Origin of the sequence: Bacteroides acidifaciens (assembly GCF_903181435.1) — a bacterium.
Classification (GTDB): domain Bacteria; phylum Bacteroidota; class Bacteroidia; order Bacteroidales; family Bacteroidaceae; genus Bacteroides.
In genome coordinates, this window is the sequence record NZ_CAEUHO010000004.1 from 612,288 (window position 1) to 628,764 (window position 16,477).

Sequence of the window (16,477 nt, forward strand, 5' to 3'; positions counted from 1 at the left end):
AGGGAATGCAAATAAAAGAAATTTTTCAGCGTGGACAAATGGCGCTTGATAATCAGCTGCTTATGGTGTTTTGCGTGGACATCCTTTTATGCTGCTGATTATTTCTTCCTGAAAAGAGGATATTAGTGCATGTTTTCAATTAAATACTCATATAATGTAGCATTATTATCTGGTAATATTATATTCAGTTTTTGTCTAAGTCTGAGTCTTTTTTTTCTTACTGAGTCAACTGTAATGTTTAGTAACTTTGCTTCTGTGTTAGTGTCAAACCCTGATATATATAAACAGCAATATAGAAAATCTTGTTCTGATAAAGCTGGGCATAGACTGTATATATATTTATGAAGATTTGGGTAGATATGTGTTATTTCATCTGCAATAAGTTTCCAATGTTTTTCTGTTATTAATGGCTTGTTATTTCTAGGCTTATTTTGGTTGGCTAGATGTATTAGTTCTTTATGTAAAGGTGAATTCTCTAGAATTTTACTTTGCAATTGTTTATAGTTGGTGGTTAGGATACTTATTTCTTCCTGCATTTTATTATAGTTTTCATTTTTCTCTTTGAATGTATCTAATAATCTTTTTTTCTTTTCCAGTTCTAAGGAAACATAAAGCAAATCTGCCTTTATTCGGTTCAACTCTTCTTGTTGTCTTTGGATTTTCTCTTTTACTTTCTTTCGATATAGTAGATATCCTATTATTATTAGTAGTAGTATTCCAATACATATAACTAAAACTATAATGTAGCTTTGCTGTTTAATCTTTAATCTATCTATTTCTTTGCTGATTTTTAAATGATTATATTTGGACTCTATGTTCAATATCTTAGATTGGTTATCAGCATATATGATTGAATCAGTTATTTCGACGTATTCTTTCAGATTAGTAAGAGCTTCTTTATAATTCTTTTCTTCATTATAGATTTGGTAGTATAAATATTTAATGCTGTATGTATACTTTGGATTATCTTGTGGTATTTTGGATAGTAGCTCTTTTGCTTTGTTAATAGCCCCCGATGCGATATATAAGTCTATCAGTGCCATATAATCGGGCATTGTTTCTCTTCCTGCCAATGCTTTGAGAAAGTATTCTTCAGCTTCATCGTATTTATTCTGCATTGCATAGATGTTTCCTAGAGTATTATTTATTGATGCGGTTACTTCTGTATTTTTAGTATTACGTGCAACAGAATCAGCTATAGTTAGAATTTTTAAAGCGCGTGATAACGAGTCTATGCATGCATATTCACGTCCCACGTCTCTTAAAGCACAGGCATAACTATCAATATTGTTTTCTTTTTTGAAGCATTCGGCGGCAGCCTTATATCTTTTAATGGCTTCTGTAAACATGAATTTTTCCCTATATAAATCGCCTATATAGCTATAGGTATATCCGGTGAGATTATTGAGCTTATGTTTTTCAGCAATATCTAAGGCGTTGGTATAAATAGACATTGCTTTATCATAATCTCCATCAGCAAAATAGGAGCGACCGAGATAAATTAAGATTTGTGCTTGTTCGTTGGGAGTACCATGTGACGAATACCAGTCATAAGCCCTTTCAAACTGATAAGTAGGTAAAAGGTCATTGAAGATTTTATCTGTTACTTTGCCGGACAACATGCACCAGCGTGCAAACGTTCTGTTATCCAGTTCCTCAGGCGATGGTATACCTTTTAGAATATTCGATGCACTGTCAGGATTCGCTTCAATGATTTTCTCAATTTTATCTAGCTGTTTATCAGAATCGGATGGTTGTCTATTGCATCCTGATACCAGAAATGTAGATATGAACAGTAGTATATAGATAAGCTTTCTCATTAGTTTGTATTATTTTATTTGTAAAAGTAGCCTTTTTTCTGTATGATGTTATTGACACAGAGGATTATTCTTGAAAAATTATTTATATTTATCATTTCAGTTATCTATAAATAAGCAGTGCATCCAATTCCTCGCTTGGAATGGATGCACTTAACACAAACAAAACAAACAAACAATAAAACGGCTTCTCAAGGGTTATGCCGTTTTATCGGGCATTTTGCATATAGTGGGAAACATTATATGCGAGAGGGCGAAAGCCCGCTCGGGTACTTCACAGCAGCCTTTTTTTATACATCTCACCTGTATATTGTATATAAACTTATTTATCAGTCTCTTTACGACTCCAGTTCGGAATCATTCAGCCGTATACTCCACCCGTTTACTTTCATTCTCGGACATATCCGCGGGATTCCCGTAGTTGACGACTTGATGAAGAACAGGAGAGTGTAAGAATCCTGTCGGTCAAGATATTCTTGGTCGCCTATATTACCCAAATTATCAGGATAGATTTTCGATAGCAATAAATAGGGGGTGAGTGGCAGACGCAGGATCACCTGTCCGCTGGGGATATGCTTTATTGACAATGTCGTATCATCTCCTTTCATGATGCGCAGTGTATTCAGTCTGGCATGAATGACGGGAATCTGTCGGGACATTACAGACACTTCCTGCCGATACGGCAGATAACAGACCGGAGTCGTGCCGACAGGAGTGTTTGTATAGTCTATTACGCCGTTGGCGGATTCCAAAGTGAAGGCGAAGTCCTCCTGTTGAAGGGGGAGATTGTCTTCATCCTGAAGGATACACGAGAAATAATTCGTGTTTTTCACCAGTTCGGCGGTGACGACCTGATATTCCTCACTGATAGTAATATTTTCAAGGCTACTGTGAAAGAGCGCGTTTAGTTTCCTGTCGGACTGGTTCTTTTCGTCACATGCCAGCGATATGTTTAGGGATTTCCGTTCTGTCCGTTCAGCTTTGAGATTTGGGAGCTGATACGGATAGTCGGATACCCCTCCCCATATGAGCAGGTGATAAGTCCCTGCGGGAAACGGCACTCTTACCATGCAGTAGTCTTGATGTAATGTAATACTGTCTACGTCCAGTCGATCCACATACTTGTCGTTCTTGTCGAAAGCAAGAATGGTGATGTCGCCTACTTGCGTAGACGCGGCGTCTACGTTCATCATATTGTGGGTGTACGAGATTTTCAGCCAAGTTCCTGTCGGGCAATCTGACAAGTCGTCGTTCACCCAGTCACAGGACGAGAACAACGCGACAACGCAAATAATATGTAGTAGAAATGAACGCATTTAAATTGATTTTAGTTCAGACGGCCGGACGCTTATTCAAGTTCTACATCTTGATTACGTACGACCCATGGAAAAACATTGAGATTGATATCTAGCTCGGCCTTGTATTCGTCCGGTTGTTCCGGGTCGATGTAAGGTTCTCCGCTACCGAGTCCTGCCACCTTGCTGACAGACAGGCGGTATATATTATTGCGGACGATACCGAATTCCATTACACCCATTTCTGTAGCGTTGTTGTTATCCTCGTGCTTGATCCAGTAGTTGTAGTAGCATGAGTAATTTTCTGCTTTCGAGAAACGTTTGATTTGGTATCCGGCAAGGATTTCCGTAGATGCATCGTCAGTGATATCATCCGGAAGGTTGTTCAGAGCTTGTTTGCGGATAGCGTCTACACTGGTGTAGAAGTTGTAATTGAAATAGAACATTTTGGCCGGCCAGTTGGACGGATTGTTGATGTTGTTACCGTTTTCATCGAAAACGCGGTCGGTGGCAATTTCCATGTTCGCTTTAAACATCACTCCTGTGCTGTATGCGTTTAATTGTGCATTGACGAACATACAGTTCTCCAGGCAGTAGACATGTGACCATTTGCCTGCTTGTGCCATGCCTGCCCAATTGCTGTCGTTAATATTCAGGTCTACTAATGCTTGTGCGAAGAAGCCGTCGGCATTGGTGAAATCTTTGGCGCCTTCCACTGTTTTCTTGAAGAAATAGGGGTCGATTGCATAACCGTTTTGGTCGTTGATGTTGCCGAAGTTTTCATCTGTGTATGAATCGGGTTCTTGAAGTTCATTCAATACGGCAGTGTGACGGAAAGTATAGAACTGTGTTGCTAAGTTCAACATTCTGAAGTTGTTGATCTTGATGGTACAATAAACATCTCCGTCTGTATCCACCAATGGGAAAGACTCATATTTTTGTGTCAGTTCGATTTTGGCGACAGCGCGTTCCAGACCAATAGATACAGAGGTTACCTTGTTGGCATCTGTCGGCTCCTTTACTTCTATGTTCAGGTTGGCTGCACCGCGGTTTGTCATTACGAATCCTTTTGCGGGTACACTTGGAATCTTTCCTTCCTTGTATGTAATGCCGTCGACTGCATTCAAGAAAGCGTCTTGTGTACTGATATCTCCGGTGATAGCCTTTCCGTTGGCAATGGCGAAGATATTGTAGGTACCCGGTTTCACGGTAATCTTGTCGGCAGTGTACTGTATCTCTTCCGAGTCTGTTGTAATCCGCCGGATTCCCTGCAGATCATATTGACCTTGGAAGGTTTTGGTGGTTGAGTCGAACAGATAGACTGTCAGGCTTTTTACCGCATACTCTTCTTTCGAGCCTGTTTCGGTTATGCCCGATGATTCGGCGCTACGGGTGCCGTTTGCATTAGGGATTTCAAAAAACAGGGCAAAGTTGCCGTTGGAATCAGCGTGAGTCTCGTCAGAAAAGGCTACATCCGCATCATTGATACAACTGTACTGTGTGACTGCTGCAAATAAGAGCAGGGACACTAACTTCTTGAATCTTTTCATTTTTACTAAGAGTTTTAATTAAAAATTATTTGAGTTCTAAAACTTGTTTCAAATTATCATCCGCTTGTGGCAATCCTGCATCCTTAGCTTGCCTGAATAGCTTTTCCGCTTCTTCATAGTTGGTCTGAAGAAAGCATAGGACTCCTTTGGCTAGTGTTGTTTCCGGCACTGGAGGGGCTTTTTCGAGAAACCCTGCCGCAGCCTTGGTGTCTTTTTGCGTCAACGCTATGCAGGCGGCATTCAGGTTGGCCGTCGGATTATCGGGAAATAGTTGTACGGCAGTCATAAATATTCTGTTATATGTCTCGCTTCCCGGTGTATGCGTGAGCGCAAGGCGGAACATCTCTTCCAGGCTCAAGTTCTTGGGATTCGTATCGAATATCTTTTGAGATTCTTCCACCGTAAAGGGGCGTACATAATATTCGATGGTATAATCGGAATGTCTTAGTATGACAAACCAGTGTTTCAATACAAAACGGTAGAATGCCGGAAACTTCGACTTTATCAAACCTTCTTTACGGTCAGGATGAATGTTGCTTGTTACGATTTTCATGATAGCTTCCTTGTCCTGAAAAACTGTGTCGCCCAGAAGGGCTTCAAAGCCTTCCCAGTCTTCGGGCGTATAATTGGTGTATATGTATGTGTTGTCGAAAGTATATAGTCGGGCTACATATTCCTTCAATGCCCGGGTACGTTCGCGGGCCAGCCGCTCATTTATCCGGAAAGGGCCGTCGGGCGACGCATACCCATGAATGTTGATGTGTGTGATGCTTACGTTGCTGTCTCCTTTGATGGTGTTGATCGTTTCGATGATTTTATCCAACTCTGCCGCATTATTGCTGAATTCTTTATGAATAGCGGTCACATTCACCGGAAAGTCAATGAATGCCGACCCTTTTTCCGTCCTGATTTTAGACGTTTCAACTTGCGGAGTCAGGAAGGCAAGTTGCGGAACGGGCGTTGATTGCGGATGCAGGCGGGCAATGCAGGTGAAATCTTCCGTACCGGGAATGCCGCAACCGCAACTCTTCTCTACCAGTGTGAGTGTAGCTTGGTTCATCCATTGCTCGAATGGGACGGATTGCAGATAATGCATCGTTTGCTTATCCCCGTTTTTCCTTTGCAATGCCCGGGCTGCCTTATCTTTCCTGCCTGTCTCCCGCAGGAATATGATGTGTTGTTTCCGGCTGTTGATATATATGGGTGGCAGTTCCAACCGATGTTCCAGACTGTCACAGACAACGGGAACCAGCACCACTGATTCATTGGACGAGAGGTCGCGGGTGATATCCATCGAAATAGAAACCACCAACTCTTTCCCTGCCTTGTACAGACTGGAAGTAGTTGTGCGGACAGTCCCCGCCTCTCCCGTTACAGCAGTTTGGGCTTGTATCGAAAGAGATAGAATGACCGCGATAATAAAAATTCCTCCTGTCTTCATTGTCGTAATAATCTGTATTTCTTCATTTCAGTGTGAGAATAATCACCAGGGATAAATCTGGGAAATTATTCCGCTTTGTTGTAATTCTTCCAATATCTTTATATCCTTCTTGTTCTTACTTACGCCACCATGTCCCAAGTGATATACTCTCCAAGGAGTGGAGTGGTGCTTGCGTGCTATCTGGACGTATATGTTCCTTCTTTTTGAAAACCAAACTTTCCATAAACTTCTCATACCTTTTTCTTCTTAAAATAGATAAACTAAACTTATTGAGGCTTTGGCAGGCCCTATGTAATGATGATGTCCTTTGTTACGTACTCCGGCACATTTCCTGACGCAGTTGTATTGTTTATAATGAATATAATCGTATCCCACTCCTAAGCTCGTTTCCACATTCCAATGATCGTTCAGCATCCAATGGTAGCCGCAGCTAATGCCGCCTCCTATAAGCCACCCTTCATACCGGTACTTCTTCAGGTCAGAGAATATACCAAAAGGCAGCTTTTTCCCACCGACATTGAATTGCGCTCCATTGAGATAGATTCCCCAAGACAGGCCGTTAAACTTCTGGCAAGTCCAATATTTATATTCGGGTTGAATCACCCAATAACGGTTCACGTACATCTCGCTCCGTTTCCATGGTCGCAGGCTTCCTGCCAGTTCGACGGTGCTTTTATTCCCTATGGCATAAGAGATTCCGGCTCCGAAAGCTCCGTCAATGGCGGGAAGTGTGTTGAGTCTGACGGCTACTTTCTGCGAATAACCGTCAAGACAACCAAATAATAGGAACAGGAGTAAAATATATCTCATTGTATCTACCAGTTAATGCCGTTTATTATTTTCAAAAAAAACATTCAGATTGTATGCAGCTTCCTCGGAACCTTCCGCCTTAGCGGCTTTCAGTATGCGGATGCCTTCGTATGTATTTCCGGTCATCAACTCATATACACCCCGGCAACTCTTGTAGGCAAGTCCCTCGTGCAATGCCATGGAAAGAAACTTGCTTGCGGATTTCGTATCTCCCTGCTCAATGGCGGCAGCCGCCGCATTGAGGTTGGCAACGGGGTGTACAGGATACAGTTTCACGCTGATATTGATAATCTGATAAAACTTCGCCTTATTATCCGCATATGATAAGGCTACCGTGTACAGTTCGCGGAGTGATAACATCTGCGGATTGATGTCAGCCATAATCTTGGCTTCCTCAAGATTGAAGTTCAACTCTTTCTGATTGCGGATATCCACATCATCCGATGACGGCGAGACATACGAACCTTTATACCTCGTTTTTTTGCTTGTTGGGACAACAGAAGGAGTTGTGCTGTTGTCTGCTGTTGCCGCAGAGGAGACTTCCTGGATAGCCGTATTGCCCATATTCGGTGGAAGCACTGCATATTGCGGTGCGATGATTAGCGTATCTTTCAGTGTCTGTTCGCCTTCGGGTCTGACAATCGTTCTTCTCAAATAGAGCGTGGCGTCGTTCATCCAGTTTTCTGCCGGCAATGCGGTGCGGTAATTGATGGTGCGTGAATGGCTATCGTCGATACCAGCTACAAGATAGGCAGCGTCGTCTGCCTTACTGCCCTTCTTCTTGCGCAGTATCTGGTTGCGCAAATATAATTTCTGCTTCTGTTTGCCGTTCAGTTGGATGGCCGGTAATTGTATTCTGTGGTCTTGCCCGGTCAGGACAGGTGTCAGTATGACGGCATTCTTCGGGTTCATATCCTCGATTTCTACCGATACGTCCATCGAAAGGAGTAATGAGTCTGCCCGTACTCCCAGGAAATGGGGCTTGATATCCAGCTTGACGTTCTGTGCCGGAAGCAGATTACATATCAATAGACCGAGCAAGATGAGTGTTTTCGTTTTCATTTTATGCGTTTATTAAATTGGATTATTGGATGAAATACACGACTGATATTCCTATTTGCGTAGCTCCCCAATAGTTGCAATTTGACTTTTCTATCAGGGGAGCGCCTGCGGATTGCCCGTAGCGTTTGTAATTGAGATGGGCGTATCCCAATGCGATACCCGCTTCCAGATTCCATTGCGGGCTAATCATCCATTGGTAACCGTAGGAAATGCCGAACCCCGCCAGATTGCCTTGATAGCGGTTGTTGGTGATGTGTCGGTTCTCTACACCCAGCATCTTTCCATCTCCGAATCCCCAGGGAAGCATTCCGCCGAAATTGAATAAGGCATAATGAAGCTGTAGCCCGATAAAGCTTCCTGCGAATGCTTCGTTGAACCATTTACGGTATTCCGGTTGCACGAGGAAATGCTTCATTTTCTTATTGTTGCTGAAACTCCACGGATTGTAATTGACGGAAAGACTGAGGGTATGTGTATCGTCACAGCGTATTTCACCTCCGAGATTGAATGAACTGGTAAGGTCATAGAGCAGATTGCTCTTGACGGCTATGTTCTGTCCACATAGGTTGGATGCAGGCAGGATGAATCCGATAAAGATGAAAAGGACGACCGGCATTTGTTTTATGCTTGTCGCAAACTTCCATCTTCCGCCCGCGAACGGGTGCGAGTATTTAGCTGTATCAGGTTTGTGTGTCATAACTTTTTCTTTATGTGTATCCGTTACTTCTTAGGTAACGGAATTCTATTTGCATGACAAATGTATCTGAAGATAAAACAGGAAAAAGACAGTGGTCTTTTATAAATAAAATATACTTGAATGATTTCGGATGGGAATTAGTCCGACGTTCGGCAATAGATGGTTAGAACATGAAAGAAATCTGCTTCGTGTTCTTGCCTGTTATTTTATTTTTCAAAGAAAAAAAATAAAATAAGATACGATTTATTTGGATGGTGAAGTTCTTTTTATATATCTTTGTGTCGTATTTATATCCGTTACCTAAGAAGTAACAGAGTTGGTAAAGTGCTTGTTCTTAGTTTATTATGGATTAATGGCTCTCTCCGCTGTAAGATGCTATGTAATAACAATTCAATTTGTTGGCATCTGTCCTTTCTTTCAATCCGAAGCCTTTCAGGTAGGTCTGTGTGGTCTTGATTGATTTGTGCCCTAGTGATTCACTAATCATCTCGATGGAGATTCCCTGATACTTTGCGTTTGTTGCCCAGGAGTGGCGGATAGTATATGAAGTGACAGGTGATTTCAGTCGCAATTCTCTCGACAGGCTTTTCAGTTGGTTGTTGAACCGGCGGAGTGCCGATTGGTATTCTTTATAAACTCTCTCGTCTTTCCGCGGCTTGTCGCCTTTCATGATATTGAACAGATAATCGGGATAATTATCTCTCGGCGCAGTGTTGTTGCGTAGTTTGTTCATTTCCTTCTTCGACATATCCAATATTTCAAGGCTTATAGGCGTTCCTGTCTTTATACGGTTGTATCTAAGAACGTTCTGTTCAAGTGCTGATTTCTCCATATGCGCAAAGTCAGAGAACGGCATGCCGCAGAACTGGAACATCAGTCGTGCGATGGCTTGTGTACGGGTCAAGTGTTCGGACTGGGGAGTTTTGTAGAGAAGCGTATGCAATTCGTCGGGTGGCAGTGCTTTCTTCTGTCGTACATCTACTCCTGTGTACACATCACGAAATAACCGGGGGATAAAACGGGCGATACCAGCTTCCACACCGCGGTTGTAAATGCTGCGCAGCATGCGCATATAGGTGGAGACAGTATTCGGCTTCAACCCGTATTCGTGAAGATATTGCCCGTAGCGCCGCAAGCTGTCGCGGGTGATTTGTGCGAATGATACGCCAGGCGTCTCACAGAACTTGGTGAATGAGAGAACTGCGTTCTTGTACACGTGCGCTGTCGAATAGCGCCCTTCTTCCTGTAGCTTCCGTATGTACGCTTTGGCACATACGATAAATCCATTTTTGTTGCTTTTCTGTTTCATAAGCTTGTTCATCTTTATTTTATTACTCAAGGAGTATAACAAAAGTAGTTATCTTTTTTGTTGTTAATGCCTATGAAAACTCTCCGATTGCCATGTAATTTTTTGTAATTTTGTTCCGGATTGACAATAAGGTAGTCTATTATGCTGCAAAAAACAAAAGGAATAGTTCTTCATACGTTAAAATATAATGATACGTCTATCATTGTAGATATGTATACGGAGTTGTCCGGCAGGGCTTCTTTTTTTGTGGCAGTACCCCGTTCGCGAAAGGCTGCGGTGAAATCTGTTCTGTTTCAGCCGTTATCTTTTATCGAATTTGAAGCGGATTACAGACCGAATGCTACACTCTATCGGGTGAAGGAGGCGAAGTCTTTTTATCCTTTTTCGTCCATTCCTTATGACCCGTATAAGTCTTCGATGGCGCTTTTCTTGGCTGAATTTCTTTATCGGGCTGTCCGCGAAGAGGCGGAGAACCGTCCGTTGTTTGCCTATCTGCAACATTCTATTATTTGGCTGGACGAGTGTAGCGAGGGCTTTGCCAATTTCCATCTGGTCTTTCTGATGAGGCTTTCCCGATTTTTGGGGCTTTATCCTAATCTCGACGATTATCATACCGGTGATTATTTCGACTTGCTGAATGCTTGTTTCACTTCGATTCGTCCTCAGTTACATTCATCTTATATTAATCCTGAAGAAGCCGGGCGACTTCGGCAACTGATGCGTATGAATTATGAGACGATGCATCTTTTCGGCATGAGCCGTGCGGAACGCACCCGCTGTCTGACTACTATCAATGATTATTATAGCCTGCATTTGCCGGACTTCCCGGCTTTGAAATCACTGGAAGTACTGAAGGAATTGTTTGATTAAACATTGCCAGAATTGTATTAGATAATTTTAGTTTTGCATCTTGGAATCAAGATTATTGGTTGTTTCCTCATTTTCGGAGAGGGGGATATCGCCTTTCCGGTAAGTTTGTGGGGTGATGTGATATCTTTCCTTGAAGCATTTACTAAAATATTTGGGTACATTGAAACCGACCTGGTCTGATATTTCTGCAATATTCAGTTCCATGTTGTTCTTCAGTAAGAATGCTGCACGTTTCAGGCGGAGGGTCATAATGAAATCAGCAGGTGTCTGTCCTGTGATGGCTTTTAACTTGGAGAAAAGCTTTGTACGCGAAATACTCATTTGCGTTGCCAGCATATCTACATTGAAATCTCCATTCTCCATCTCCTGTTCGATAATTTCCATAACTTTATCCATGAACTTTTTGTCCATCACATTGTTGGTCAGGATTTGTATGTTTTCTTGCGGCAGTTTGCTGAACTTTTCTTGTAGCATGATTCGGTTATTGACCAGATTGTTACAGCGGGACAACAAGATGTTGATGTTAAATGGTTTGGTAATATAATCATCCGCTCCCATTCTTAATCCTTCCAGATTGTGTTCGATGGCAGTTTTGGCTGTGAGTAGAACTACGGGTATATGGCAGGTGTCAAAATCGGCTTTAATGGCTTGGCAAAGTTCCGTACCGGACATCTCCGGCATAATGATGTCGCTGAGCACGATATTGGGATTTTCGGATCGTACTTTCTCCAGTCCTTCCTTGCCGTTGGAGGCGGTAATGACAATATAGAACTCTTCAAATATTTTAGATATCATTTCTTTTAATGAATCATTATCTTCTACAATAAGAATTTTATATTCTTTTTCCTTTAGTCGGCTATCGTTGTTTGAAGCCGTTTGTTCAAATAATAAAGACTGCTGGAACTCTGCATTTAACTCGTTAATTTCATTAAATGCAAATGTATCTTTTGTTTCACAGAACTGTTCGGATGTGAAGTGTTCATTTCCTGTTTTCAGATGTATGCAGAAAGTGGTTCCTTCTCCCAATTCGCTGGAAACTTCAATACTTCCATGATGTAGTTCGACTATACCTTTGGAAAGCGAAAGACCGATACCGGTACCTACATAGAACAGAGAATCCAACTGTTCCGTTTGATAGAAACGAGTAAAGATATTGTTGATGTCTTTGGCTGCTATTCCCGAACCATTGTCTGTTACGTCAATGAGGACTTCCTGATTTCTTTTCCGGACAGATATGGAAATTATTCCTCCCGCGTTTGTGTGTTTAAAGGCGTTGGAGATAAGATTGTTTATCACTTTTTGCATCTGCTTGGCATCGTACCATAAATTGATGGTATCACTACTCTTTTCGAAGTTGAAAGTAATCTGGCGTTGTACTGCATATTCCTGAAAGAGTAGATAATGTTCATATACGAAGTCCACAACATTGTGCTCGCTAACCTTGATAGTCATGTAACCTTGTTCCTGCTTGCGAAAGTCAAGTAATTCGGTGATAAGCTCCCTCAGCTGTAAACAACTCTTGTACACTCCCAGTATTTTGTTATAGACATTGGGAGCGATGGAACGTATCTGTAATAACATTTCCATTTGTCCGATGATGAGTGTAAGAGGGGTGCGGAACTCATGTGAAATGTTTGTGAAGAAGCGTAGTTTGGCTTGGTTGAGTTTTTCGATATCCTCAGCATGCTTTTTTTCATACTTCAGCGATTCTTGTAGCTGGATCCGGTGATGGTAGGCGCGTATAAGGTAATATGCAATACCTACAATACATATGAGATATACTAGGTATGCCCATATCGTACGATAGAAAGGAGGTAAGATCTCTATCTGCAATCTGCTTGGTGGAACTAGACTTTCATTGATGTCTTTGGCTTTGACAACTAATGTATATTTACCAGGGTTTAAGTTGGTGTACGTAATAACGTTTTGTTCCAGACTGTTCCATGCATTAGAGAAACCTTCCAGACGGTATATGATTTTATCTTTATTGAAAGGTATGTAGTCTGTTGTGGTATACTCAATACTGAATATATTTTGATTAGATTTAAGAGTGATTTTTGGAGAATAAGTTATGTCTCTAGTCAATATGCTGTCTTTATCTCCTACATTGATGTCTTTTCCGTTCACGATAAGTCGGAATGGATATATACGGTAAGAACGAGGAGACTCTTCAAGTTCTTTCTCAAAGAACGAAATAATTCCAGTGGTTCCTCCAATGAAAATTTCTCCTTTTTTATTTTTGTAAAGTGCATTCTCGTTAATACAGCTTAATGGGAGTTCTTCATAATTTTTGAATTTTTTTTGTTGATAGTCTAATATGGAGAACCCTTTGTCGGTAGTTATAAGTAGCCTATTGGGGGATAATTCACAAATGTTGTAAATAATATTACTTGCCAGGCCGTTTTTGCTCATATCAAAGTTTTCGAAGTCGTCCGTTTCTCTACGGTATAAATCCAGTCCATTTTCATTAGTGCAAAACCATAACCTGTTTTGACTGTCTTCATAGATGGAATTGACGCTGTTACTGCTGATGCTGTGTTCATTGGCGCTTTTATGTTTGTATATTGACAGCTTTTGAGTATTGAAGTTATAGGCGCAGGCTCCATTGTTATTATTGGTTATCCATAAAATACCTTTGTGGTCGAGGGTTAATCCAAAGGTGGATATAGTATTGTTGAGTGCCACTTCATCGTGGAACAATGGTTTACATGTTCCGGTTGCAGGATTGAATAGACCGATTCCGTTGTTAGTTGCTAAAATTAATTGTTCTTGATAGGGTAAAATATCTTCAATAAGATTGGATGGAATAGATGTTCTATCACCTTTCTTATATTTATAATTGGTAGAATGGCCGGTTTTTAAATCCAATTTGTTAAGTCCTTCCAGATGAATACCAGTCCACACTACTTTTTGTATGGAGTCGTAGTAGATTGCTCTTACATTTCCTGTATAATTGTTGGGAGTGTTTTTATTTGTATACCATTGATAGGTTTGGGTAGTTGGGATGTATTTATTAATTCCCCCTTTCTCTGTACCTATCCATAAATTCCCCTCGTCGTCCTCAGTCATACGTTTAACGATAGGGGAACTTAAACCTTCTTTTTCCTTGGAAGAGGCTTGATACTCACGATAAATTTGCTTCTGTGGATTGAAATAGTTGATTCCACCGGAGTATGTTCCTACCCAGATGGTTCCTTGTAAGTCGCAATATAACCCCCAAATAGAAGAGTTGCTCAAGCTTTTGCTATTTTCTTTTTTCTCGTAACGGGTGAACTTTTTGGTTTGTTTGTCATACTTGTTAAGTCCGTTGAAAGTTCCTATCCATATATTTCCTTGTTTGTCTTCGCAACACCTGTGTGTATAGTTGGAACTGATGGTGGAAGGATCATCCGCTTCATACAAAAAAATGTTTATCTGTTTGCCTTGTATGCAGTACACTCCGTGTCCTGATTTGGTCGTTATCCAATAGTAACCGGAAGAATCTCTGATGATATCGGAGATATTTCCTTCTTTGATAGGTTGGGTTAGTGTCTTTTGTGGGTCGAGTATATAAAGCCCTTTATTGGTTCCTATGAAGACAGAGTCGTTATATACGTATAATCTTTGAATAACGCTATTATTTTGAGTCATCTTATAGAACAAATCGAATTTTATTCCATCGTACTTGAATATTTGGTTTGAAGTGGCAACGTATAGATATTTAGAAAAGAATTCTGCCCGTGTGCTTTTCTTTATGATAGGAGTAAATTGCCCTTTTTCTATGTCATAAGCGGAAATCCCTCTGTTAGTCATGATATAAACGTGGCCGTTATGATCTCCTGTGATGTGATAAATATCATTGTATAAGATACTATTTGAGTTGTTTTTCTCCTTTTGATAAATTTTGAAATATTTTCCATTATATAAACTGACTCCATTTCGTGTACCGAACCACATAAATCCTCGTTCATCCTGATATATAGAAATAATGGAGTTGTGTGATAAACCATTATCGGTAGTCAAATGTCGGAAAGATATGCTTTGTGTACTACATGTAAGTATGTGTACACATAGGAAGTAACAGATTAAAAAGATTTTGTTTCTCATAATCTTTAGGTATAGTAATCATTATATTAAGATTTGCAAATATAGCTTTTTTGTCGTGAGGGGGAAAGTGTGATGTTGTGTTGTTGGGTATTTTATTGTCCAATTTATATGTTATTTTTGTTCATTTTTTCCGATTGGACTTATTTTGTATGTTTAGAATTCCTTTCGTGTATATATACTGCCCTTCTAATATTGTTTTATTCTTTACTTTTGTATGGCGTAGTTAGCAAGTTAATAAAATGTTGATTGATTATGAAAAGTAATATTTTAGTTCGTACGTGTATTGGTCTTTTTCTCTTTTCAGTGTTTGCTTGTGTGGGAGTTAAAGGACAGAAAGATTTTATTTCAACGAACATTGAGCATGCCGCTATTCAATATAGTTTGCAGATGGATGCTCTTGAAAAGAATGATAAAATCTTAATTCCTCGTACCGTGAACGCTAAGGGCAATATGGTGTATGCACGTCGTGGCTGGGATTGGACGCTTGGCTTCTTCCCGGGAAGTCTTTGGTATTTGTATAATCTCACTGGTAATGAATATTGGAAGCAGAAAGCAGAGAAATGTACCGAATACCTATATAAAGAACAATATAATACTTCGCATCATGATATTGGTTTTATTATAGGTTGTAGTTTCCTCAATGGTTTGCGTTTAGGAGGTAAGGAGGAGTATACGTCGGTCGTGGTACAGGCTGCCAAATCTTTGTCTACACGTTTTCGTCCGAATGCGGATGTCATTCAATCTTGGAATGCTGACAAAGGACGCCCGTTAAAGATGGGATGGAAATGTCCAGTGATTATTGATAATTTGATGAATCTGGAACTTTTGTTTGAAGCTACCCGGTTGTCCGGTGACTCTACCTATTATAATATTGCCGTTTCACATGCTGATAAAACCTTGAAGAACCATTTCCGGGAAGATGGAAGTTCGTATCATGTGGTAGATTACAATCCGGAAACAGGAGAAGTGCTTAAACGTTGTACGGCACAGGGATATTCAGATGATTCGGCATGGGCACGAGGGCAGGCTTGGGCTATTTATGGCTATACTATGTGTTATCGGTATACACATCGTCTGGCATATTTAAATCAGGCTAAGAAAGTATATGAGTTTATATTTACCAATTCAAATCTTCCTGAAGATTTGATACCTTACTGGGACTTTGATGCGCTGAATATTCCCAAAGAACCGAGGGATGTGTCAGCGGCCGCTATTACAGCTTCGGCGCTGTATGAGCTAAGTGTCTTCTCAAATAATAAGGAATATAAGGAAACAGCGGATAAGATAATGAAAATTCTGTCTTCTCCCGCTTATCGTGCAGAAATCGGTGAAAATCATTGTTTTCTACTGATGCATTCCGTAGGTAGTTTCCCAGATTGCGCTGAGATAGACGTTCCTCTGAGTTATGCTGACTATTATTATCTGGAGGCTTTAAGACGTAAAAGGGATTGGGGAAAATAGTGAATATATCTAATTATGAAAACACATTTTTAACCTTTCTTCGTAATACTAGAGATGCGCTTTCTTTGTGCAAAACACC

Annotated in this window: 12 protein-coding genes; 2 read left to right on the forward strand and 10 right to left on the reverse strand. The window is 40.7% G+C overall.

The features are described from left to right. Nucleotides 1-122: 122 nt before the first annotated feature. The 9 genes from CLIN57ABFB40_RS14480 to CLIN57ABFB40_RS14520 all read right to left on the reverse strand — a co-directional run bounded on the left by CLIN57ABFB40_RS14480 (nt 123) and on the right by CLIN57ABFB40_RS14520 (nt 9,981). Entirely contained in the window at nt 123-1,820 is a 1,698-nt protein-coding gene (locus tag CLIN57ABFB40_RS14480) for a tetratricopeptide repeat protein (protein WP_175630750.1), read from the reverse strand. Between the two features lie 335 nt (nt 1,821-2,155). Next, nucleotides 2,156-3,133: a FimB/Mfa2 family fimbrial subunit gene (locus CLIN57ABFB40_RS14485; RefSeq protein ID WP_175630751.1), complete on the reverse strand. Its 978-nt coding sequence runs from the start codon at nt 3,131-3,133 to the stop codon at nt 2,156-2,158. 32 nt (nt 3,134-3,165) lie between these two features. After that, entirely contained in the window at nt 3,166-4,662 is a 1,497-nt protein-coding gene (locus CLIN57ABFB40_RS14490) for an Mfa1 family fimbria major subunit (RefSeq protein ID WP_175630752.1), read from the reverse strand. A gap of 25 nt (nt 4,663-4,687) precedes the next feature. Then, nucleotides 4,688-6,103 carry a tetratricopeptide repeat protein gene (locus CLIN57ABFB40_RS14495; RefSeq protein WP_175630753.1) on the reverse strand — a complete coding sequence of 472 codons (1,416 nt, stop codon included), beginning with the start codon at nt 6,101-6,103 and terminating at the stop codon, nt 4,688-4,690. 42 nt (nt 6,104-6,145) lie between these two features. Further along, on the reverse strand, nt 6,146-6,337 hold the full coding sequence (locus CLIN57ABFB40_RS14500; protein WP_175630754.1) for a hypothetical protein: 192 nt from the start codon (nt 6,335-6,337) through the stop codon (nt 6,146-6,148). 12 nt (nt 6,338-6,349) lie between these two features. Next, the gene (locus tag CLIN57ABFB40_RS14505; protein ID WP_175630755.1) at nt 6,350-6,913 is read right to left on the reverse strand and encodes a DUF3575 domain-containing protein; all 564 of its coding nucleotides are present in this window, start codon (nt 6,911-6,913) and stop codon (nt 6,350-6,352) included. 12 nt (nt 6,914-6,925) lie between these two features. Next, a complete protein-coding gene (locus CLIN57ABFB40_RS14510) occupies nt 6,926-7,975 on the reverse strand; it encodes a DUF3868 domain-containing protein (RefSeq protein WP_175630756.1) in 1,050 nt (349 codons plus the stop codon). A gap of 22 nt (nt 7,976-7,997) precedes the next feature. Then, nucleotides 7,998-8,672: a DUF3575 domain-containing protein gene (locus CLIN57ABFB40_RS14515; protein WP_175630757.1), complete on the reverse strand. Its 675-nt coding sequence runs from the start codon at nt 8,670-8,672 to the stop codon at nt 7,998-8,000. A 349-nt stretch (nt 8,673-9,021) separates the two neighbouring features. Next, nucleotides 9,022-9,981 carry a tyrosine-type DNA invertase cluster 3b gene (locus CLIN57ABFB40_RS14520; protein ID WP_175630758.1) on the reverse strand — a complete coding sequence of 320 codons (960 nt, stop codon included), beginning with the start codon at nt 9,979-9,981 and terminating at the stop codon, nt 9,022-9,024. Nucleotides 9,982-10,122: 141 nt separating this feature from the next. Between CLIN57ABFB40_RS14520 and recO the strand changes: the two genes are divergently transcribed. Further along, nucleotides 10,123-10,851, forward strand: a complete 729-nt coding sequence (gene recO, locus CLIN57ABFB40_RS14525; RefSeq protein WP_175630759.1) for a DNA repair protein RecO — start codon at nt 10,123-10,125, stop codon at nt 10,849-10,851. 27 nt (nt 10,852-10,878) lie between these two features. On the opposite strand, the gene CLIN57ABFB40_RS14530 is transcribed toward recO, so the two are convergent. Further along, nucleotides 10,879-14,937 (reverse strand): two-component regulator propeller domain-containing protein, encoded by a 4,059-nt coding sequence (locus CLIN57ABFB40_RS14530; RefSeq protein WP_175630760.1) that lies wholly within the window; start codon nt 14,935-14,937, stop codon nt 10,879-10,881. A 252-nt stretch (nt 14,938-15,189) separates the two neighbouring features. Between CLIN57ABFB40_RS14530 and CLIN57ABFB40_RS14535 the strand changes: the two genes are divergently transcribed. Next, nucleotides 15,190-16,398 (forward strand): glycoside hydrolase family 88 protein, encoded by a 1,209-nt coding sequence (locus CLIN57ABFB40_RS14535; protein ID WP_175630761.1) that lies wholly within the window; start codon nt 15,190-15,192, stop codon nt 16,396-16,398. The last annotated feature ends 79 nt before the right edge of the window (nt 16,399-16,477 follow it).